Source organism: Streptomyces sp. MAR4 CNX-425, from assembly GCF_048656465.1.
GTDB lineage: Bacteria > Actinomycetota > Actinomycetes > Streptomycetales > Streptomycetaceae > Streptomyces.
Genome location: NZ_JBMDLF010000019.1, coordinates 39233 through 59936 on the forward strand (window position 1 = coordinate 39233; position 20704 = coordinate 59936).

16 protein-coding genes are annotated in these 20704 nt (G+C 74.5%); 8 read left to right on the top strand and 8 right to left on the bottom strand.

Annotated features, from left to right (window positions below):
- Positions 1–91 precede the first annotated feature (91 nt).
- Genes ACHZ99_RS32570 through ACHZ99_RS32585 form a run of 4 tightly spaced genes read left to right on the top strand, consistent with a single transcriptional unit; the run spans position 92 to position 8389 of the window.
- The gene (locus ACHZ99_RS32570) at positions 92–1693 is read left to right on the top strand and encodes a TIGR02677 family protein (RefSeq protein ID WP_420308445.1); all 1602 of its coding nucleotides are present in this window, start codon (positions 92–94) and stop codon (positions 1691–1693) included.
- Entirely contained in the window at positions 1690–2937 is a 1248-nt protein-coding gene (locus tag ACHZ99_RS32575) for a TIGR02678 family protein (RefSeq protein ID WP_420308446.1), read from the top strand. Before ACHZ99_RS32570 ends, ACHZ99_RS32575 begins: the two co-directional genes overlap by 4 nt.
- Positions 2934–7100: a TIGR02680 family protein gene (locus ACHZ99_RS32580; protein ID WP_420308447.1), complete on the top strand. Its 4167-nt coding sequence runs from the start codon at positions 2934–2936 to the stop codon at positions 7098–7100. The genes ACHZ99_RS32575 and ACHZ99_RS32580 overlap by 4 nt, the downstream gene beginning before the upstream one ends.
- Entirely contained in the window at positions 7091–8389 is a 1299-nt protein-coding gene (locus ACHZ99_RS32585; protein ID WP_420308448.1) for a TIGR02679 family protein, read from the top strand. The genes ACHZ99_RS32580 and ACHZ99_RS32585 overlap by 10 nt, the downstream gene beginning before the upstream one ends.
- A 231-nt stretch (positions 8390–8620) precedes the next feature.
- Here the strand turns inward: ACHZ99_RS32585 and ACHZ99_RS32590 are convergent, their stop codons facing one another.
- The 5 genes from ACHZ99_RS32590 to ACHZ99_RS32610 all read right to left on the bottom strand — a co-directional run bounded on the left by ACHZ99_RS32590 (position 8621) and on the right by ACHZ99_RS32610 (position 13595).
- The gene (locus ACHZ99_RS32590; protein WP_420308449.1) at positions 8621–10333 is read right to left on the bottom strand and encodes a sugar ABC transporter substrate-binding protein; all 1713 of its coding nucleotides are present in this window, start codon (positions 10331–10333) and stop codon (positions 8621–8623) included.
- A gap of 217 nt (positions 10334–10550) precedes the next feature.
- Entirely contained in the window at positions 10551–11207 is a 657-nt protein-coding gene (locus ACHZ99_RS32595) for an NAD(P)-binding oxidoreductase (protein WP_420308450.1), read from the bottom strand.
- 100 nt (positions 11208–11307) lie between these two features.
- Positions 11308–11997, bottom strand: coding sequence for a type 1 glutamine amidotransferase domain-containing protein (locus ACHZ99_RS32600; protein WP_420308451.1), 690 nt, complete (start codon positions 11995–11997; stop codon positions 11308–11310).
- A 102-nt stretch (positions 11998–12099) separates the two neighbouring features.
- Complete coding sequence (locus tag ACHZ99_RS32605) at positions 12100–12687, bottom strand: TetR/AcrR family transcriptional regulator (protein WP_420308452.1); 588 nt, start codon at positions 12685–12687, stop codon at positions 12100–12102.
- A gap of 71 nt (positions 12688–12758) precedes the next feature.
- Complete coding sequence (locus tag ACHZ99_RS32610) at positions 12759–13595, bottom strand: alpha/beta fold hydrolase (RefSeq protein WP_420308453.1); 837 nt, start codon at positions 13593–13595, stop codon at positions 12759–12761.
- 221 nt (positions 13596–13816) lie between these two features.
- Here ACHZ99_RS32610 and ACHZ99_RS32615 point away from each other — a divergent pair, with 221 nt between their 5' ends.
- The gene (locus tag ACHZ99_RS32615; protein WP_420308454.1) at positions 13817–14110 is read left to right on the top strand and encodes a hypothetical protein; all 294 of its coding nucleotides are present in this window, start codon (positions 13817–13819) and stop codon (positions 14108–14110) included.
- An 11-nt stretch (positions 14111–14121) separates the two neighbouring features.
- Positions 14122–14742, top strand: a complete 621-nt coding sequence (locus ACHZ99_RS32620) for a hypothetical protein (RefSeq protein WP_420308455.1) — start codon at positions 14122–14124, stop codon at positions 14740–14742.
- Here ACHZ99_RS32620 and ACHZ99_RS32625 read toward each other — a convergent pair.
- Together ACHZ99_RS32625 and ACHZ99_RS32630 are read right to left on the bottom strand one after the other, a co-directional pair.
- Complete coding sequence (locus ACHZ99_RS32625; protein ID WP_420308456.1) at positions 14703–15527, bottom strand: hypothetical protein; 825 nt, start codon at positions 15525–15527, stop codon at positions 14703–14705. The two genes, ACHZ99_RS32620 and ACHZ99_RS32625, sit on opposite strands and share 40 nt — an antisense overlap.
- The gene (locus tag ACHZ99_RS32630) at positions 15524–16936 is read right to left on the bottom strand and encodes a putative T7SS-secreted protein (protein WP_420308457.1); all 1413 of its coding nucleotides are present in this window, start codon (positions 16934–16936) and stop codon (positions 15524–15526) included. The genes ACHZ99_RS32625 and ACHZ99_RS32630 overlap by 4 nt, the downstream gene beginning before the upstream one ends.
- Positions 16937–17201: 265 nt before the next feature.
- On the opposite strand from ACHZ99_RS32630, the gene ACHZ99_RS32635 reads away from it, so the two are divergent.
- Both ACHZ99_RS32635 and ACHZ99_RS32640 read left to right on the top strand, forming a co-directional pair.
- Positions 17202–18305 carry a TIGR04222 domain-containing membrane protein gene (locus tag ACHZ99_RS32635; RefSeq protein ID WP_420308458.1) on the top strand — a complete coding sequence of 368 codons (1104 nt, stop codon included), beginning with the start codon at positions 17202–17204 and terminating at the stop codon, positions 18303–18305.
- Positions 18306–18432: 127 nt separating this feature from the next.
- Complete coding sequence (locus tag ACHZ99_RS32640) at positions 18433–19974, top strand: glucoamylase family protein (RefSeq protein WP_420308459.1); 1542 nt, start codon at positions 18433–18435, stop codon at positions 19972–19974.
- A gap of 145 nt (positions 19975–20119) precedes the next feature.
- On the opposite strand, the gene ACHZ99_RS32645 is transcribed toward ACHZ99_RS32640, so the two are convergent.
- On the bottom strand, positions 20120–20704 hold a 585-nt coding region (locus tag ACHZ99_RS32645), incomplete at its 5' end, for a DUF3459 domain-containing protein (protein WP_420308460.1).

A 20704-nucleotide genomic window follows, 5' to 3' on the forward strand; every position in this document is an offset into this window, starting at 1 on the left:
GGGCGGTGTCCGTGCGGGAAAGCGGTTGCGGTGGGTGAGGATCCGGTTACGGCTACCACGGACCGGGGTCGCTCGGGAAGAATGCGCTGCGATGAGCACACCCGAATCCGCGCGGCACGGGGGCGGGCACGGCCCCTTCGCCCACCTCACGGTTCCCCATGCCGCCCGCTACCGGCAGGTGATGGCCGTCTTCACCGCGGCCAAGGAGCGCTTCGCGGTGCACCTGCGGCCGGAGGACGTCCACGCCGCGCTGCCGCCGGAGCAGCGGCCGGCCGAGGCGGAGGCCGTGGCCAAGGCGCTGGACAGTCTCGTGCAGTGGGGCAACCTGCGGGCCGACCCGGACACCTCGCGGGTCACCGCGGTCGAGGACTTCTACCGCAAGCGGTTCATCTACCAGCTCACTCCGGCCGGCGAGGCGGTGGAGCTGGCGATCGCGGCGTACGACGAGGCGCTGGGGCAGCGCGGCGCACTCCAGGCCGTCGCACTGCACGACATCGTCACCCACCTGCGGGCGCTGCTGGTCCTCGCGGCGGAGGACGAGCCGGACGCGGCCAAGGCTCATCTGGCGCTGGCCGCGCTCGCGGACCGGTTCGCCGCGCTGGCGGAGAACGCGCGTGCGTTCATGGGCTCGCTCCAGCGCACCATCGACCTGCACGGCGTGGAGGTCGAGGTCTTCCTCGCGTACAAGGACCGGCTGATCCAGTATCTGGAGCGGTTCATCCAGGACCTCATCGCCCTCGGCGGGCGGATCGCCCGGCTGATCGGGGAGCTGGAGCAGCAGGGCCGGGTGGAGACGCTGCTGCGGCTCGCGGCCGCCCGCGAATCGGCCGACGCCGCTCCGGAGGAGGCGGCGACCTCGCAGGCGCGGGCGTACGAGAGGTGGGCCGCCCGGTGGTCGGGGCTGGCGGCCTGGTTCGTCTCCGCGGACGGCCGCGAGTCGCAGGCGCGGCTGCTGCGCGGCCGGGCGCTCGGCGCGATCCCGCAGCTGCTGGCCGTCGTACGGCAGCTCAACGAGCGGCGGGCCGGGCGCACCGACCGCTCCGCGGACTTCCGCACTATGGCGCGCTGGTTCGCCGAGGCGCCCGACGACGCGGCCCGGCACCGGCTGTGGCGCGCCGCCTTCGGGCTCTATCCGGCCCGGCACCTGACCGTCGACGCCGACACCCTGGCGGCGCGGGCCGCGGAGCCGGTGCCGCCCGCGACGCCGTGGGCGGCGGCGGAGCCGCTCAGGATCAGCCCGCAGCTGCGCCGGACCGGCAGCTACGAGCGGCGCGGCAAACCGCGGCGGGTACGGGACCGCTCCGCCGAGCGGCGGCGGCTCGCCGAGTACGCGGACAGGCAGACGGCCGAGATCGCCGCGGCGCGGGCCCGGCTGGCCACCGGCGGCGAGATCCGGCTGTCCCAGGTCGGCGAGCTCGACCCGGTGGCTTTCGGCCTGTTCCTGCAACTGCTCGGCGACGCGCTGGCCACCTGGCGCCCGGACACCCTGACCACGACGGCGACCAGCACCGACGGCGCGATGGAGATCCGCCTCACCGCTCTGCGGGACGGCGGCCGGGCGGAAGTGCGCACGCCGGGCGGGGTGTTCCGCGGGCCGGACCACCTGCTGGAGATCACCGCCCCGCAAGGCGCCGCAGCCGCCGTCGTGGACGTGCCCGCAGACGTTCCCGTGGCCCCGGGCGTACGCGTATGAGCAGCCCCCTCGGGGAGTTCCTGGACGCCCACCGCGGCGCCGAGCTGCACAAGGCGGCTCGCGCGCTGCTACGGGAGCCGCTGCTGCTCGCCGGCGGTCCACAAGCGGACGGCTTCCGGCTCGTCCGGCGCTACGCGGCCGAGCTGCGCGAGTGGTTCGACCGCAACACCGGCTGGCCGCTGCGCGTGGACGCCGAGTCCGCGCGGCTGTTGCGCACCCCCGGCACGGCGGCGGACCCCACGCATCCGGCGCGCGAAGTGAGCCGTTCGCGGGCGCCGTTCACCCGGCGCCGCTATGTGCTGCTGTGCCTGGCGCTGGCGGCGCTGGAACGCGGCGAGGCGCAGATCGCGCTCGGCCGGCTCGCCGAGCAGGTCGTCCTCGACGCCGCCGATGATCACCTGGCCGCGGCCGGGCTGGAGTTCACCCTGGAGCGGCGCGACGAGCGCCTCGACCTCGCGGCCGTGGTACGGCTCCTGCTGCACCTCGGGGTGCTGCGGCGGGTCGCGGGGGACGAGGACGCGTACGTCTCCGGCTCCGGCGACGTGCTGTACGACGTGGAGCGGCGGGTACTGGCCGGGCTGCTGGCCGCCCGGCGCGGCCCGTCGCTCATCACCGCCGACGGCTTCGCGGAGCGGCTCGCCGGGCTCACCGCGGAGACCGCGCTGGACAGCGACGAGCTGCGCTTCCGCGCCATCCGCCACCGCCTCACCCGGCGGCTCCTCGACGACCCGGTGCTGTACTACGACGAACTGAGCGACGACGAGCTGACGTATCTGACCCGCCAGCGGGCCTTCCTCACCTCCCGCATCACCGAACTGACCGGGCTCGTCGCAGAAGTACGGGCCGAGGGCATCGCCATGGTGGACCCGCCCGGCGACCTGCGACCGGGCGGCGCCGCCCTGGACCTGACCGACGTACGCATGCCGGAGCAGGGCACGTACGGACACGTCACGCTGCTGCTCGCCGAGCACCTGGCCGCGGCGAGCGGGCCGGTGGCCGAGGCCGCGCTCGGCGCCCGGGTGCGGGAGCTGGCCCGGCAGCACGCCGGGTTCTGGGCGAAGAGCGCCCGGCAGCCCGGCGCCGAGGCGGAGCTGACCGGGCAGGCCCTGGAGCGGCTCACCGCGCTGGGCCTGGTGGCCCGTACGGCAGCGGGAGTCGTCCCGCGGCCGGCACTCGCCCGCTACGCGGTGGGCGAACCCGTCGTACGCCCCGCCCCCGGCTCCGGAAAGGCCCCCGAGCAGTGACCGACCTCCCGCACCCCCAGCCCGGCCGGTGGCGTCCGCTGCGTATCGGCCTGGTCGACCTCTTCTACTACGACACCGAGGAGTTCTGGTTCCGCGACGGGCGCCTGCTCCTGCGCGGCAACAACGGCACCGGCAAGTCCAAGGTCCTCGCCCTCACCCTGCCGTTCCTGCTGGACGGCGACCTGTCCGCGCGCCGCGTGGAGCCGGACGCCGACCCGGGCAAGCGGATGGAGTGGAACCTGCTGCTCGGCGGCGAGCACCCGCACCCCGAGCGGCTCGGCTACACCTGGATCGAGTTCGGCCGCCTCGACCCCGCGACCGGGCGGCCGCACTTCGCCACCCTGCTGTGCGGGCTGAAGGCGGTCGCGGGCCGCGGCATCGCCCGCCACTGGTACGCGGTCACCGACCAGCGGATCGGCGCTGAGCTGAGCCTCGTCGACGCCACCGGCACCGCGCTGTCCCGCGACCGGCTCACGGAGGCCGTCGCGGGCCGCGGCATGGTCTACGACCAGGCGAAGGCGTACCGCAGGGCGGTCGACGAGGCGCTGTTCGGGCTCGGCGAGCGGCGCTACGCCGCCCTGGTCGACCTGCTCGTCCAACTGCGCCAGCCGCAGCTGTCGAAGCGTCCCAGCGAGGCCGCGCTGTCCCGGGCGCTGACGGAGGCGCTGCCGCCGCTGGACCAGGCGGTGGTCGCGGACGTGGCGGAGGCGTTCCGCTCGCTGGACGAGGAGAAGGAGGAGCTGCGGCAGGCGGCCGAGGCGGAGCGGGCCTCCGCCGCGTTCCTCGATCACTACCGCCGCTACGCCCGCGTCGCGGCCCGCCGCCGCGCACGGCTGCCGCGTACCGAGCACGCCCGCTACGAGCAGCTGGGCCGCGACCTCGGCGCCGCGCGCGACGAGCTGGCGCGGGCGGCGGCGGACCGGCAGGCGGCCGGGGCCCGGATCGCGGAGCTGGAGGAGACGGCCGCGCGGCTGACGGCGCAGGAGGAGGCGCTGCGGGCGGGACCGGAGATGCGCAGCGCCCGCGAGCTGGAGCAGGCCGCGGCCGACGCCCGGCGGACGGCGGCGGAGCTGCGGCGCGCCGAGGCCGACCGGGAGCAGGCGGCACAGGACCACACCCGGGCGCTGGGCCGGCTCACCGATGCCACCGCCCGGCTCGCGGACGCCGAAGAGCAGCTCGCGCGGACCCAGGAGCAGGAGCGGGAGACGGCCCGGGCCGCCAGGCTCGGCGGCGGCCTGACGACGGACGGCGTCCCGGAGGCGGACCTGCGCCGGGCGGCCGGGGAGGCGGTCGAACGCCGGCGGCGCACCGTGGACCACGTGGCGGACCTCGCGGCGCAGGCCGACCAGGCCGCGGCCGAGCGCCGCGCCGCCGCCCGCCGCCTGGACGAGGCCGAGCGGGAGGCCGGGCACACCGCCGGGCGGCAGGCCGAGGCCGAGGCCGCGACCGCCGCGGCGGGAACCGCGCTCGTCGCCGCCGTACGCGGCCATCTCCGGGGCTGTGCCGAGCTGGCCGTCGACGACTCCGAGGGGCTGCTCGACGTCCTGACGGACTGGATGACGCACCTGACCGGCCCCTCACCCGCCCGCGAGCGCGCCGCCCGGGCCCATCGCGTACGCGCCGCGCGGCTGGCCGACGAGTCGGCCGCGCTGGGGCGGCGGCTGGCGGACCTCGGCGCCCGGCGGGAGGCGGCCGAGGCGGAACTGGCCGGGCTCGAAGCGGGCGGGCAGGTCGGGCCGCCGGTGCCCCACACCCGTACCCCCGGGGTCCGGGAACAAGCGCCGGGTGCGCCGCTGTGGCGTCTTGTCGACTTCCACGAGCACGTCGGTACGGCGGAACGCGCCGGCCTGGAGGCGGCGCTGGAGGCGTCCGGGCTGCTGGACGCCCGGGTGTGCCCCGACGGCACCGCGCTCGCGGCGGACGGGTACGACGTCCTCCTCGCCCCCGGTGCTCCGCTCACCGGACGCCCGCGGCTCGACGGGGCGCTGCGCCCGGCGGTGGACCACGGCGACGCGCGGGCCGCGGCGGTGGGGGAGGCGGCGGTGGTCCGGCTGCTCGGGGCGATCGGCCTGGGTGGCGGGCCGGGCGACGGGCCGGGTGGCGGCAGCGGCACCGGGCCCGGTGACACCTGGGTGGCTCCGGACGGCCGCTTCCGCGTCGGCGCGCTGACCGGCAGCTGGGCCAAGGACGCCGCCGTGTACGTCGGCGAAGGCGCCCGCGAGGAGGCCCGCCGGGCCCGCATCGCCGCGTTGCGCGGCGAACTCGGCGAACTGGCGGCGGCGCAGGGGGAGCAGGAGGCACAGCGCGACGCGCTGGCCGCCCGCCGCCGCACCCTCGACGCCGAACTCGCCGCCGTCCCCGACGACGCGGACCTGCGCCACGCCCACGCGCGGACCGCCGCCGCCGCGGAGGCCGCCCACCGGGCCCGGAGCCGCCGCGACGAGGACGCCGCGACAGCCCGCGAAGCAGCCCGCGCGGAGGAGGCGGCCGCCACCGAACTGGCGGAGACCGCCGCGGCCGTGGACCTGCCCCCCGACCGGCCGGGCCTGACCGCCGTACGGCAGGCCCTGGCCGACTACACCGCCGTGCTGGCGGCGCTGTGGCCGGCGCTGCGCGAACGGGCCGCCGCCGCGCGCGCCGCCGCCGACGACCGCGGCGAGACCGAGCGGGCCGGGGAACGGGTGGCGGAACTGGCCGTACGCGCCGAGGAGTCGGCCCGTACGGCGGCGGCTGCCCAGGAACGCCACGCCACCCTCAGCGGCACGGTCGGCGCGGCCGTCGCCGAGCTCCAGCGGCGGCTGGCGGAGACCGCGGCCGCCCGGGAAGCGTGCGAGCGGGGTCAGCGGCAGGCGCGTACGGACCACACCGCGGCGGCGACGAGTGCCGGGCACGCGGAGGGGCGGATCGAGCAACTGGAGAAGGACACCCGGGAGGCCACCGCCGCCCGCGCCGAGGCGATCGCCGGGTTGCGGCGGTTCGCCGCCACCGGGCTGCTGGCCGTGGCGCTTCCGGAGGTGCCGGTGCCGGCGCAGGACCCGGGCGGCTGGGCGGCGAAGCCCGCCATCGCGCTCGCCCGTACCGTGGAGGCGGAGCTGGCGGAAGCCGGTGTCGACGACTCCGACGGCGCCTGGGAGCGGGTGCAGAAGCGGCTCGGCGAGGAGTACAAGAAGCTCCAGGACGCCCTCTCCCGCGGCGGCCACGGTGCCAGCGCGCGGATGACCGACGACGGCATGGTTGTCGACGTCCGCTATCAGGGCAGGGAGCGCGCCGTGCCGGAGCTCGCGGAGGCGCTGGCGGTCGAGGTGGCCGAGTTGCAGCGCATCCTGTCCGCGCACGAGCGGGAGATCCTGGAGACCCACCTGCTCACCGAGGTCGCCGGCACCCTCCAGGAGCTGATCGGCGCCGCCGAGCGGCAGGTGCGGCGCATGAACGACGAGCTGGAACACCGCCCCACCTCCACCGGGATGCGGTTGCGGCTGGTCTGGCGCCCCTCCCGCAGGGCCCCGGCCGGCCTGGACCGGGCCCGGACGCGGCTGCGGCAGACCGCCGACGCCTGGGCGCCGGAGGACCGGGCCGCGGTCGGGGAGTTCCTTCAGGCCCAGATCGCGCGGCAGCAGACCGGCGAAGGGGCGGGAGGAGGACCGGGCAGCTGGCTGGAGGTGCTCACCGCGGCGCTGGACTACCGCTCCTGGCACGAGTTCGGCGTGGAACGCCACCAGCAGGGCCGCTGGGTACCGGCCACCGGACCCGCCTCCGGAGGAGAGCGGGTGCTGGCCATGAGCGTGCCGCTGTTCGCGGCGGCCTCCTCCCACTACGCCACCGCCGCGCCGGACGCGCCGCGGCTGGTCGCCCTCGACGAGGCGTTCGCCGGTGTCGACGACGACTCCCGGGCCAAGTGCCTCGGCCTGCTGCACGCCTTCGACCTCGACGTGGTGATGACCAGCGAGCGGGAGTGGGCCTGCTATCCGCAGGTGCCGGGGATCGCGATCGCGCAGCTGTCGCGGGTGGACGAGATCGCCGCGGTGCTGGTCACGCGCTGGGAGTGGGACGGGGCGAAGCGGGACCGGGGGGTGGAGCCGGAGCGCGCGGCGGCGGCGCATGGCGGCGTCCCCGTGCCGCGGGACGGCGGGGAGGAGTCCGGTACCAAGGCGCTGTGGACGTGAGCCGGGACCGGCCGGCCGGCCCCGGCGGCCCCGAAGTCCCCGACGTCCCCGACGTCCCCGACGACACGGCGCGCCGCGACCCCGAGCGGCTGTCCCGCCTGCTCGGCGATCCCGGTCTCGACTGGCTGGTGGAGCGCGCCCGCCGCCGGATGGCCCGCGGCGAACCTCTGACCGGCACGGTCACGCTCGCCGCCGCCACGGCCGCACAGCGCGCGGCCACCGAACGGCTGCTGGGCCGCGCCCCGCGTCCGGGTCGCTCACTGAGCGTACGGCTGGACGAGGTCGACGCGGTGCTGCGGCGCTCCCGGGTCAGCCCCGCGGGCCTGGCCGCCGCCGTGACCGCGCTGAGCGGACCCGTGCCGCCGCTCGCGGAGGCCCGCGAGCGGGAGGCGCGCGCATGGGAGGAGGCGTACGCGCCACTTGCCGCCCTGCCCGCGGGCCTGGCGGGGTGGGCCGACCGCATTCGCCGGGACGGCCTCGTACGCCGTCTCGCCCGCACCCCCGATACGGCCCGTCAGCTGCTCGCCGCGACCGTCTCCGCGCTGGCCGCGCTCCCCGCCGCCCCGCCCCGCCCGCTGCCCGAGTTCGCCGCCCAGACGCTCGGCGACGCCCACGCCCTCGACGACGGCGCCCCGCTCGCCACCCTGGTGCGCTCCGGCGTCCGGGCCCTCACCGGCTTCCCCGACGGCGAGGGTGCCGAGTGGCGCCGGGCGGCCTGGGCCTCGGCGGGCCTGCTGAAGGACGCCCTGTCCGCCACCGTGCTGGTGCTGGGCGTGCGCGGCACCGCGGCGCTCGACGCGCTGGCCGACGCGGGCGAGCCGACGGTGCTGCCCCTGCGCCAGCTCGCCGGCGGCGCGCCCCCCGCGCTCGCCGCCGCGCCCACGGTGTACGTGTGCGAGAACCCCGCGGTCGTCGCCGCCGCGGCCGACGCACACGGCGCCGCCTGCGCACCCCTGGTCTGCCTCCAGGGCCAGCCCTCGGCCGCCGCGCTCACCCTGCTGCGGCTGCTGCACACGAGCGGGGCGGGGCTGCGCTACCACGGCGACTTCGACTGGGGCGGCCTGCGCATCGCGGGCGGCCTGCTGCGCCGCGTACCGTGGCGCCCCTGGCGCTACACGGCGTCGGACTACCGCGCGGCGGCGGCCACGACGCCACTCGCGCCCCCGCTGCGGGGCACCCCCGAGCCCGCCCCCTGGGACCCCGGGCTGACCGCTGCCCTCACCGAACTCGGGGTCCGGGTCGAGGAGGAAAGCGTCATCGACGATCTGCTCGGCGATCTGACTCGGTGAGCCCGAGGGCCTCCGCCCCGGGCGAACCGGGTCGGCACCGGCAGCCCGAGGTACGCGGTCACTACCGGCTCCGGCGAGCGGCGGGTCGCAGGCTCGCAACCGCCTCTCCCCGAGCCGTGGCGAGGCGCACGGCGACTGCCGGTGGGCGCGTGTCGGCGCACCGGCCTTGCGCTGCGTCGGCACGTTCCCTGCTCGGGCTCCGAGGCGGCTCCGGGGACGGCTTCGGGGAGGTCACTGTCCGGAGGCGCGTGCTTCGCGGAGCAGCTCCCATCCGGCCTCGGCGGCCTCCCCGGCCACGGCGCGCGGGTCGCTCCCGCCGGCCAGCACCTTGTACTCGGTTTGTCCGAGGAGCCGCCACGCGTCACGCATCTCCGGCCACGACGGCATCACCTGGCCGTCGTCGCACTGGCCGATGTACGGGCGCAGGACCGCGTCCCGGGCGGCGACGGTGTCCATCGCCTCCTCCTGTACGGGCACCAGCTGCTGGAGCCTGTTGAGGTCTTCACCCGCGTCGGGCTGGGAGAGATAGGAGGTCACCAGGTCGCGGGCCGCGGGAATGTTCGGTGCGTCCCGGTAGATGTAGAAGCCGTACACCGAGACCATCGACACGGCCGGCCTGTCACCCAGCGGAGGCACCGCGGCCACGGTCACGTCCATGCGCTTGTCCTTGATCGAGGCGAGGGCACGTGACGAGCAGACCAGAAACGGGGCGCGGCCCGCCAAGAACAGCGGTAACGCTTCCGCGCGGCCGAGGTCCGGGTTCAGCGCGCCGCTTCCGCCCGGGCCGGTGCCGAGCTTGCTGAGCTCGACGAACGCGTGGACGAAGCTCTCGCGCCACGCCGAGATGTCCTCGAACCCGGCCGCGCCGCCCGCTTCGGAGGGCGTTCCGCCCAGGCCGAAGAACGTCCCGCCGCAGCTGGAGAACAGGGGCCACATGTGGTACGGGTCGCCGGCATTCCCCGCCGGGTCGGGGGAGCCGACCTGGAGCGCGACTCCGGTGCCGTCCTCGATCCCTTTGGCTTCGACGGCCGCGGCACCGGCGTGGACGGCCTCGTCGAACGTCGTCGGCATCGGACCGCCGCCCGTGAGCGCGTTGTTGCGGATCAGGGCCACGCTGTCGAAGACGTACGGTATCGCGTAGAGCTGTTCCTGGCTGGTGAGGGCAGCCACGGCGACAGGGGAGATCCGGGCGAGCCCGGCGGGGCTGAACGGTGGTTCGAGGACCGAGCCTTCCCGTACGACGCGCCCGATCCAGTCATGCGGCCCGGCTACCACGTCCGGAACGTGGTAGCCGCGCGGTGGGCGGCCGGTCGCGACGAGTCTGGTGAACGCTTCTTCCAGCGCCTCGGTGCGGTCGAAGGACTCCACTTTGACGGAGACCGCGTACGTTCTGCGGAAAGGGCTGGAAGACCCGAAGTACTTCGCCAGAGTGCGGGCCCGGGTCCGCTCCGCCCAGACCACCAGCGAGCGCACCCGGTCGAGCCGTTCGTCGTTTCGGGACCAGTAGCCTTTGCCGTCCCGGAAGGTGATCTGCACATCGTGCGGTGTGCCGTGGTGCCTGGCCGAGGCATCCGCGGGGGACGGCTCGGCGGGCACCGACCGGTGGACGTCGCCGCTCGGCCACAGATGCTCGTCGCCCGCCTTGAGGACGGCGATGTCCTTGCGGGCCGTACGCAGGCGTGCGCCACAGGTGACGGTGACGACCAGCTTCTGGAACGTGGTGTTGGACTCGTTGAGGACGAGGGCACCTGTCGCGTCGGGGCCCGAGTCGACCTGCCAGCCGATCTTGAGGCTGTTCGCCCGCACCGTGCGCTGGTTGGAGCGGATGGCGCGGGCGAGAGCGACGACTCCGGTGATCGCGGTACAGATCGCGACGATCGTGGAGGCAACGACCTCGATGTCGCTCAGGAACGGCAACACCGCCGCGTAGTCATGTGACCGCATTGCCGCACCATACCCAGTCACCTGCATCGTCGCGAGAAGTTCGAGGCCGGAGGGCGACTTCGGCGGGCCTGGACGGCGGGTGCTCCGGGGCGTTGGTCCCGGTGTGGGGAACTAGTTGGTCATGCGGGGCAGTTGGTGGCGTGCGGAGGCGTGGGGATGTCGCGGGGGCGGGCGGGGCACTCGGGGGCCGGTCCGCGCGGGCGGTGGGTCGGTGCGGTCACTTCTCGATCTGCCGGCGGACGGCGTCGCTGATCGGATCCGGGCCCTGGGTGAGTTCGAGAATCCGGCGGCGGATCCCCGGGGTGTGGATGAGCCGGGCGAGGACTGCCGCGACGTCGTCGCGGGTGACCTGGGTGTGGATCAGGGCGGGGGCGAGGCTGACGCGGCCGGTGCCCGGGTCGTTGGTGAGGGCGGCCGGGCGCAGGATGACCCAGTCGAGGTCCGTGGCGGCGAGCGCGGCGTCCGCCTTCTTCTTGACGTCGATGTAGTGCTCGAAGGTGTCGGACACCTCGCGGTCGCGCCATGCCTCGGGGAACACGGAGACGAGCAGCAGGCGTGGGACACCCGCGAGGCGGGCTGCCTCGATGGCCGTCGTCAGGCCGGTGCCGTCGATGGCGGTGACCGCGGCGGTGCCGCCTTCGCCGCCCGCGCCGGCGGCGAAGACGAGGACGTCGGTGCCGTCCAGGTGGGTGGCGAGGGTGGGGGCGTCGAGGCGGGTCAGGTCCCCGTGGGTGGCGTGGACTCCGTGGGCCGCGAGGTGTTCGCCCTGTTCGGGGCGGCGGTAGAGGCCGTCGACCTGGTCGCCGGCGGAGGTCAGCAGGCGGGCCAGGCGGGCACCTACGCCGCCGGCGATGCCCACGATGAAGGTCTTCATGTGTGTTTCTCTTCTCGGTCGTACGTCGCAGCGGGCGTGGGCGGCCCGGGGGGCCCGCCGGGGCCGTCCGGTGTTCAGCCGGTGGTGGTCACCCCGCCCGTCATGCGGGGGTGTCGGCGAGGAGCGCGAGGAGGGTGTCGGCGGCGGGGCCGGAGGAGGCCGGGTTCTGGCCGGTGACGAGCAGGCCGTCGGTGAGGACGTAGGGCTGCCAGTCGCCGGTCTTGGAGTAGTCGGCGCCGAGCTTCTTCAGCTCGTCCTCGACGAGGAAGGGGACGACGTCGGTCAGGCCGACGGCGGCCTCCTCGCCGTTGGTGAAGCCGGTGACCCTCCGGCCCCGGACGAGGGGAGTGCCGTCGGGGTTGACGGCGTGCCGCATCACGCCGGGGGCGTGGCAGACGAGGGCGAGGGGCTTGCCGGCGCGCAGGGTGGTCTCGATGAGCCGGACGGAGTCGGGGTCCTCGGCCAGGTCCCACAGGGGGCCGTGGCCGCCGGCGTAGAAGGCGGTGTCGAAGTCGTCGGCGGTGAGGGAGTCGAGCCGGGCGGTGCCGGCGAGGGCGGCCATGGCTTCGGGGTCGGCCTCGAAGCGGCGGGTCTCGTCGGTCTGGAAGCCGGGTTCGTTGCTCTTGGGGTCCAGCGGCGGCCTGCCGCCCTTGGGGGAGGCGAGGACGACTTCGGCGCCGGCGTCCTTGAAGCGGTAGTAGGGGGCGGCGAGTTCCTCCAGCCAGAAGCCGGTCTTGCGGCCGGTGTCGCCGAGTTCGTCGTGCGAGGTGAGGACGAGAAGGATCTTCACGCGGTTTCTCCAATAGTAGACTGGTCGTCTTCGCGAGGGCGTGACCGGTGTCCGGGCTTGTGCTCCCGGGTGGGTCGGGCTGGGTCGAAGTTGGGTCGGGTCCTACAGGTGCAGCAGGTGACGGGTGATCGTCGTCGTGGTGTCCAGCGGGCCGATGTCGCGGTGGATCTTGGCCATCACGCTCGCGCCGAGCCACATGTCGTACAGGGCCTGCGCGGTGTCGCGGGCGGTGCCGTCGACGGTGATCGACCCGTCCTCGCGGCCGGCCGTGATCGTCCGTTCCAGGCGGTCGACGATGGCGGTGGTGCCTTCCTTCAGGGCGAGCCGCATGCTCTCCGAGAGGTCCGCGACCTCCGCGCCGAGCTTGACGGCCAGGCACTTGCCCTGGCATTCGTCGACGCTCTGCGTCTCGCGCCAGTTCCGCCAGTAGTTCATCAGCCGTTCCGCCGAGGTCAGGCCCGGCTCGGCGAGGATGCGGTCCATGTCCGCCAGGTAGTCGGTGAAGTAGGCCCGCATCATGGCCTCGCCGAAGGCGTCCTTGGAGCCGAAGAAGTGGTAGAACGACCCCTTCGGCACCCCGGCCGCGGTGAGCACTTCGTTGATGCCCACCGCGGAGAACCCCTTACGGGACATGATCCGCTGGGCGGCGTCGAGGATGCTGCGGCGCGTGTCGCCATGGATGGCTGCCATGCACCCCATCGTACCGCCCATTAGACCAGTCGTCTGTCCACCTCCGTGCGTCGCCCGCACCGGCCGGCGCGTCACCGGCCGAGGAAGTCCAGGAGGACCTCGTTGACCTCGGCGGTGTGGGTGGCGAGCAGCCCGTGCGGCGCGCCGTCGATCTCGACGTACCGAGCCGCGGGCAGGGCCTTGGCGAAGCGGCGCCCGGAGGCGTCGACGGGCAGGGTGCGGTCGGCCGTGCCGTGCAGGATCAGGGCGGGGACGTCGATGCGGGGGATGTCCGCCCGGAAGTCGGTGGGCCAGCTCAGCGGGGCGGCCGCCGAGGCGATCGGGCCCGCGCCGGCCGCCACGTTCCAGGCGTTGCGTACGGCCTCCTCGCTCACCCGGGTGCCCAGGTTCTCGTCGAGGTTGAAGAAGTCGGCGTAGAAGCCGGTGAAGAAGGCGTACCGGTCCTTCTTGACCGCCTCGGAGACACCCTCGAAGAAGGAGGGCGGGGCCGCGCCGTCGGGGTTGTCCTCGGTGATCGCCAGGTACGGCTCCAGCGACGCGAGGAACGCGGCCTTGGCGACCCGGCCGGAGCCGTAGGTGGACAGGTAGCGGGCGACCTCGCCGGTGCCCATCGAGAAGCCGACGAGGACCGCGTCGTGCAGGTCGAGGGTCTCCATGACGGTGTTCAGGTCGGCCGCGAACGTGTCGTAGTCGTAGCCGGTGGAGGGCTGGCTGGACTTGCCGAAGCCGCGCCGGTCGTAGGTGACGACCCGGTACCCGGCGTCCAGCAGGGCCGGGACCTGGCCCTCCCAGGAGTTGCCGTCCAGCGGGTAGCCGTGGATGAGGACGACCGGCTGCCCCGTCCCCTTGTCCTCGTAGTGCAGCTCGATGTCGGTGCTGTTCTCCGTGCCGACCTTGATGCGTCCCATGATGTCTTCCCCTTCAGGGAGTTCGGTGGCTGGCTGCCGTGTTCCGCACTCACTATACGACCGGTCTACTCGCCCCGCAACCCCGGGTCGGCGCGCACGACTCGCGACGCCCACCGCTCCTGAACCGGCGCCGGCGGCGGGCGGTCTCGGCTCGTACCCGGGTCCACGGGCCGCTGGTACGGTGGCGGAGGTTCTTCGGTGAGCGCTGAGGGGAGCGTCCGGTGTCGTTTCTGAGGTTCGCCTACGACGAGGTCAGGGAGATGGCCCGCACCCTGGAGGAGAGCGGCAGCCGGATGAAGGGCGCCTCGAAGGAGATGACCCGGGCCGACGCGACCAGGATCGGGCACGAGGAGCTCCACTCCGCCTGCGACGACTTCGCCGGATCCTGGGACTACGGGTTCAGCCAGCTGTCGAAGATGACCAAGGGCGTGTCGTCGTTCACGAAGACCGCGGCCGACGAGTTCGAGAAGCTGGACGAGAAGCTCTACAACGAGCTGATGGGCAAGGGCGGCTGAGCGGAGCCCTCATGCGGATGCGACGATACCTGCGCAAGATGCTCGAAGAGGGCGAAGCGCTCGGGGAGTTCCACACACCGATCCCGTGGCCGTCCGTCTGGCTCTTCGCCAAGTTCGCCTACTGCGCCGAGCAGTTCGGCTACCGCTACGCCGGGCTCGCCACCGGCGTCCCCGCCGACCTGCGGCCGCCGCTGCACACCTTCCGCCGGCTGCCGGACGCCCGCCGCCGCGCCGAGCGCACCGGCCAGGACTATCCGCGCGCGCTCCGGGGCGGCCGGCTGCCCGGCATGTTTCCCTGGCGCGTACCGCTGACCGCCCGGGGGCCCGCCCGGCGTGAGGTCCGGCTGCTGCACGCCCGGATCAAGGCCGACTACTTCGGGGTGGTGGGCCGGGAGCCGGTGCGCGGGCTGGCCGTCAAGGTCTTCGCGGTGCTGATGGTGGCCGTGCTGGTGAGCGGGGGTGTCGGTGAGCCGCTGGCGTTCGTCGCCGGGGGCGGCCTGGCCGCGGGGCTGATCCTGCTGATCGTGTTCTCCAAGGTGTTCATGCGCCGGCGCCGCGCGGCGTACCTGCGGCTGCTGGCGCGCGAGGGGATTCAGTGGCCTCCGCCGGTGACGGCGCGGGCGGAGCGCTGAGCCGCCGCGCCCGCCGCCTCGTCCCGCCCGTCCCCTTCGTCCGGGTCGTCCGGGTCGTCGAAGGAGAAGGTCCGGCCGATGGCGGAGAGCCGCTCGGTGTACTCCGTCAGCAGGTCGACGCAGGGCGTGGAGATGGTGACGTACACGACGTAGTCCCGAGGCGCCGGGATGATCAGCTGGAGGGCGGCGAGGGAGACGGTCTCGGGCACCATCGCCGGGCTGCCGGCCGGCGGCGCATCCCCGTCCTGCATCGACGCGGCGATGCCCGCCCGCGTGACCGCGCGCACCGACGCCGACATCACCCCGGGGCCGCACGGCAGGTGCACGGCGAGCAGGGTGTCCTTGCTGCCCTGCCGGCCTTTCGCCCGCGGGAGGTCGATCTCGGTCAGGTCCCGCTCGCCGGAGAAGAACGTCTGCTCCTTCGCCCGGTAGATGCCTTCCGCGGCCAGCAGCCGGTCGCCGTGCCGGCTCGGGCGGGCGCAGACGGCCAGCAGCCCCTGGGAGAGCCGGTAGCCGTCGTCGCCGTCCTCGACTCCCAGGCACACCGCCACGTCCACGAGGGTCTCCTCGGCCACGAGGAGCGTGGGCAGGGTCCGGAGCATCTGCCGGGCGTACGCCGTGCGCTCGGCCTCGTCCGCGCCGGGGAGCAGCTCGACGGCCGCCTCCTGCCAGCCGTCGAGCCGGATCGGATCCCGGACGTGCACGAACGCGCCGGGCAGCTCGTAGCGGAAGGCGTAGCGGGCGTTCTCGGTCGGGGCCCCCTCCGGGGCCGGGCCGGCGGTCACGCGCCGACCGCCCGGGGGGAGATGCCGCTGTCGAAGGCGTTGCCGGCGGAGGCGAGCGGCTGACTGAGGTCCCGGTTGGGCTCGACGAAGTCCCACACCTTCGGCGCGGTGCCGACCAGGGGGATGTCGCCCGTGTTCCAGTCCCCGTACCAGGGCGCGCCGTCCTCGAACAGGTACCGGCCGTTGATGTTGGAACCGCCGGCCAGGCCGACGCCGGCCTGCGTCCACCGCAGGTCCTTCAGCCGCCCCGACGAGATCATCGACTCGCCCTGGCGGATCAGGCTGTTCCCCTTGTCGATCCAGCGGTACGACTGCCGCATCTCCCGGAACGCCTGAAGGGAGTTCTGCGCGCCCGTACGCAACCCCTTGAGCCCTTCGCCCACCTTCCACGGCTTGCGCATGAAGTTGGACGCCATGGCCTTGAAGCCGGCCGTGTTCTTCAGGGTTCTCGCCGCGTTGAGGCTGTCCGTGCCCAGGGTCCGGATGGCGGTGCCGGCGCTCTTGAGGTCCTTGCCCGCCTTCGCCAGCCGCATCCCCTTCACCGCCCGGAAGCCCGCGAAGAGCCCGGCCGCGTCCCAGGCGAGCGTCTGCCACGTCACCCCCTCCGCGCCGCCGAGGAGGGCGGCGCCGTGGAACAGCAGCGCGCCGCCCGCCAGGGCGAGGCCGATCCAGCCGAGCCCGGGGACGCCGAGGAGGGCCAGGATGCCGACGACCATCGCGGCGTCGGCGAGGAAGTCCCCGATCGCCTTCCAGAAGTCGGGGTCCGTGATCGAGGCGAAGGCGTTCTCCAGCATGTTGCCGAGATCGTTGATCCGCCGCTCGAACCAGTTGGGCTTCGGCGGGGCGTCGTCCGCGGCGTCGCGGAGCCTGCGGGCGGCGTACCGGGCCTCGGTGTTGAACTCGCCGTTCAGGGTGCGCGCGCGGCTGCGGATGCCGTCCAGCTCGCCCTGCGCGTCGGTCAACGCCTGCTTCTTGCCCTTCTGTTCTTTTTCGTGGTCTTCCTTCTCCTTGTCGGACATACCCGCGGTGTCGGTCGGCAGGCCGTCCACCGCCCCCTGCGCGGTGGACACCCGCCCGGCGGCGTCCGCGGCCTCGTTCTCCAGGCGGCGGGCCGTGGCCTGGAATCGGGTGAGGCTCGTGTGCCACGACGAGAGCGCCCGGTGGGCTTCGTCGAGGGAACCCAGCGCCTTCTTCAGGTAGGGCGGTATCTCGGAGACGCTCTCGCTGAACTTGTCGGCGGCCTTCCCCACCCAGATGCCGTCCGACGTGCCGATCTTGTTGATCTCGGTGTGCGCGGAGTTGCCCTCGCCGCTCACCTTCCCCACCAGCGACACCAGGGTCGACAGGTCGTCGAGATCCCCCGGGGCCGGGTCGAAGCCCAGATGGGGGAAGTTCCTCTCGGTACTCACGTGCCCTCCCAGCAGTCACCGCCTGATCAGAGCTGTTGCCTCGGCGAACAGCACGCTGCCACCCGCCGGTCCGGTTCCATGCCGCGGTGGTGGCGGCGGGACGGGGCGGCGACCAGCAGGCTAACCCGTCCGCCGGGGAACGGGCGCCGCCGCCCGGCGGCACCGTCCGGGCGGTGCGGTGGCGCGGCGGCCGGGAGTCGGTGCCGCGCGGGCGGGTAGGCGGGTAGCTGCCAGGTGATCACGTCGTCCGTTCGGGAGGTTCTCCTTGGGTGCCCACGCCCTCCAGGCCGTCGTGGCGGCGCTCTGCGGACTCACCCTGCTGACGTGGGCGTGGATTCCGCTCGTACGGCGCCGGGTGCTCGCCGACTACGCGCGGGCCGCCGGGGCGCTCCCGCCGCAGGACGCGCCGGAGCCCGACGACCTGAGCGCGGCGGAGCTGGCGCTGCTGGCCGGAGGGCCGGCCCGGCTCACCCGGGTACTCCTCACCGAGCTGTATCTCGCCGGGCGCCTGGAGCTCACCCGGACCCCCCGGCTGCGCGAGTACGCGGTCGCGGCGCGCGCGGACGGGCCGGAGCGGGACGACGCCGCGCCGTCCCCGCCGCACCGTGCGCTGCTGGCGCAGCTCCCGAAGCGGCAGCCCGCCCCGCTCAAGCAGGTCCTCGGGTGGGGCCTGCTCACCGACGAGGCCGAGGAGCTGTGGCAGAGCCTGGCGGCCCGGGGGCTGCGCCCCCACGACCGGCACCTGCACCGGGCCCGGGGCCGCTACGCGATCGCGCGCCTGCTGCTCGTCCTGTCGATGTCGCTGGGGTTCGCGGTGGTGATCTACGGCACCTTCGCCGGCATGGCCCTGGCCCGCGACGTCGCGGCCGGCCTGCCGTACCTCGCCGCGGGGCTCGCCATGGCCGCGGGATCCGGCCTGCTGATGCTCTGGTCGCACCGGGTCGTCGGCCGCGTCTCCCCGCGCACGGCGACCGGCGACCGGCTCGTCCGCCGGGCGCAGGAGCAGTACTGCCGCCGCTTCGGGGAAGGCGGCGACGACGTCCCGGAGGAGCTGCCCCCGGACCTGGCCCTGCGCCGGCTGGCGGTCTCCGGCTCCGTGGGCACGTACCTCTCCGCGTCCGCGCACTGCCTGCTGCGGCCGACGGACTCCCCGGCCGTCTGGCCGGACACCGCGCATCCCGAGCGGGTCGCTCCGCCGCAGCTGTGGGACTTCCTCCGGCAGCAGGAGTCCGCCCTCGCCGACTTCGGCCCGTTCGGCTCCCACCGGCTCTGGCGGCGCGCCGAGGTGCCGCAGGGACCCGAGTTCGTCCCGCCCGGGCCGGAGTATTTCAGCAGGTTCTACGTGCGAGTGCCCGACCACTCCCGCTGATCCCGCCGGTCCCGCCGGCTCCGCCGCCGCGCCGGATGATCTCCGTGCGCGGCATTGACTCTCCGCGGTGTCGCTCACAGACTCATGTATGCGCTTACACCGCCCGAGTCCAGGATGGAGTCACCGAGTGAGATCAGACATCAAGAAGGTGCTGCTGGCCGTCGCCGTGCCGGTCACGCTGGTGGCCGGCGCGGTCGCCCCCGCGCGGGCCGCCCCCGGACCGCCGGCCCGCGCGGACGGGTTCACCGCCGCGCAGACCGCCGTGCTGGCGGAGTACGCGTCGGCGACCTGGAAGTCGATCGACGCGATGACCTCGCCGGAGACCGGCCTGCCGGCCAACGCCGTCGACCCCGGCCTCCAGAAGCGGAGCCGCTGGACCGCGCCGACGCCCTTCGGCTCCTACCTCTGGTCGGCGACGGCCGCCTGGCGCAGCGGAGTCCTCACGCAGGACGAGGCCGAGGACAAGGTCGAGCGGACGCTCGACGGGCTCGCCGAGCTGCCCTACCACCGCCCCTCCGGCATGTTCTACCGCTGGTACGACCCGGACACCGGGGACTTCCGCGAGGACAGCACCCGCGACGACAGGTTCCTCTCCAGCGTCGACAACGCCTGGGCCGCCACCGGGCTGATGGTGGTCAGGAACGCCTTTCCCGAGCTCCGCGGCAAGGCCGCGAAGCTGCTCGGCCGGATGGACTTCCGGTACTTCTACGACCCCGACGCCGCCGGCGCCAACCCCGGCGGCGGCCTCATGCACGGCGGCTTCTACGGCGAGGAGCCGCCCGCCGGCAAGTGCACGGAGAAGAAGGGCGAGGTGTGGCTCACCTGCGGCCGGTACGGCGCCCTCGGCGAGACCCGCATGGCCACCTACGTCGGGATGGCGCTCGGGCAGATCCCGCCCGAGGCGTACTTCGGCCCGAACCGGAGCCTCGCCCCGGACAACTGCGCGCAGGAGCAGAAGCCGACCGGCTTCTACCGCGAGTACCGGGGCGTGCGGGTCTGGGAGGGCGCCTACGCGTACCGCGGCATGAAGATCATGCCGACCTGGGGCGGCTCCATGTTCGAGGGCCTGATGGCCAACCTCTTCGTCCCCGAGGAGAAGTGGGGCACCAAGAGCTGGGGGATCAACCACCCCCACTATGTACGCGCTCACATCGAGCACGGCATGGAGGAGGCCGGGTACGGCTACTGGGGCTTCTCGCCCTCCAACCAGCCCCCCACCGGCTACCGGGCGTACGGCGTCGACGCCATCGGGATGAACCCGGCCGGCTACACCTCCGACCAGGAGGCCACCACCGTCGAACCGGGCTTCCCCGGCTGCCGCGCGGCGGAGCCGCCGCCGCGGCCGGAGGAGTACGGCGACGGTGTCGTGACCCCGCACGCCGCCTTCCTGGGCCTGCGGTACGCCCCGGACGAGGCCCTCGCCAACCTCGCCAACCTCCGCCGCGACTTCCCCGTCTACCGCGAGGGCGGCTTCCTGGACGCCGTCGCGGTGAAGTCCGGCGAGCTGAACGAGGAGCACCTGCTGCTCGACCAGGGCATGGTGATGGCGAGCCTGGGCAACGCGCTGTCCGGTGACAGCCTGCGGGAGTACTTCGTCCGGGGGCCGGTCACGGCACGCCTCAAGCCGTCCATCGCCGTGGAGGAGTTCGCGGCCGCGCCGCGCCCCTGACCCGGCACCGGCGCCCGACCGGGGGCCGGACCCGTCACGGAGAACGGGCCCGGCCCCCCCCCGGGAGGGACTCCCCGGCCCCGGCACCCGCGAAGGGCTCCCCGGGGCCGGGTCGGCGCCGGGGGTGCCGCCGGGCGGGGCGGGGTCAGCCGATCTCGAACACGCCGTAGCCGAAGCCCGCCGCCCCGATCTCCCCGCACTCGCCGACGGTGACGCCCGACGCCTCCAGGGCGGTGCAGCGGGCACCCGCGGGCATCGCCGCCGTGGCGGGGGAGCGGCCCGGGTTGACCACGACCAGGTACCTGCCGCCCCGGACGTAGACCAGCGGGTATCCGGCGTACAGCACCTCCACCGCGCCGCCGCTGCCCAGCTCCGGGGCGGCCTTGCGCAGGGCGATCAGGCGGCGTACCAGATGCAGCAGGGAGGCGGGGTCGGCCCGCTGGGCGGCCACGGTGGGACGGTCCGGATCCGGGTCGAGCGGGAGGTACAGGCGGTCGGCGGGGGCGGTGGAGAAGCCGGCGTTCGGGCCGCCGTCCCACTGCATGGGGGTGCGGGAACCGGCCCGGTTGTAGCGGGGGCCCAGGACGCTGCCCTCGTGGTCGGGCAGGCCGGTCACGTAGCGCATGCCGATCTCGTCGCCGTAGTGGATCGCCGGCAGCGTGGGCCAGGTCAGCTGGAAGACGAACGCGGCCGGCAGCTGCTCGGCGGTGCGCGGGCCGCACGCCAGCCG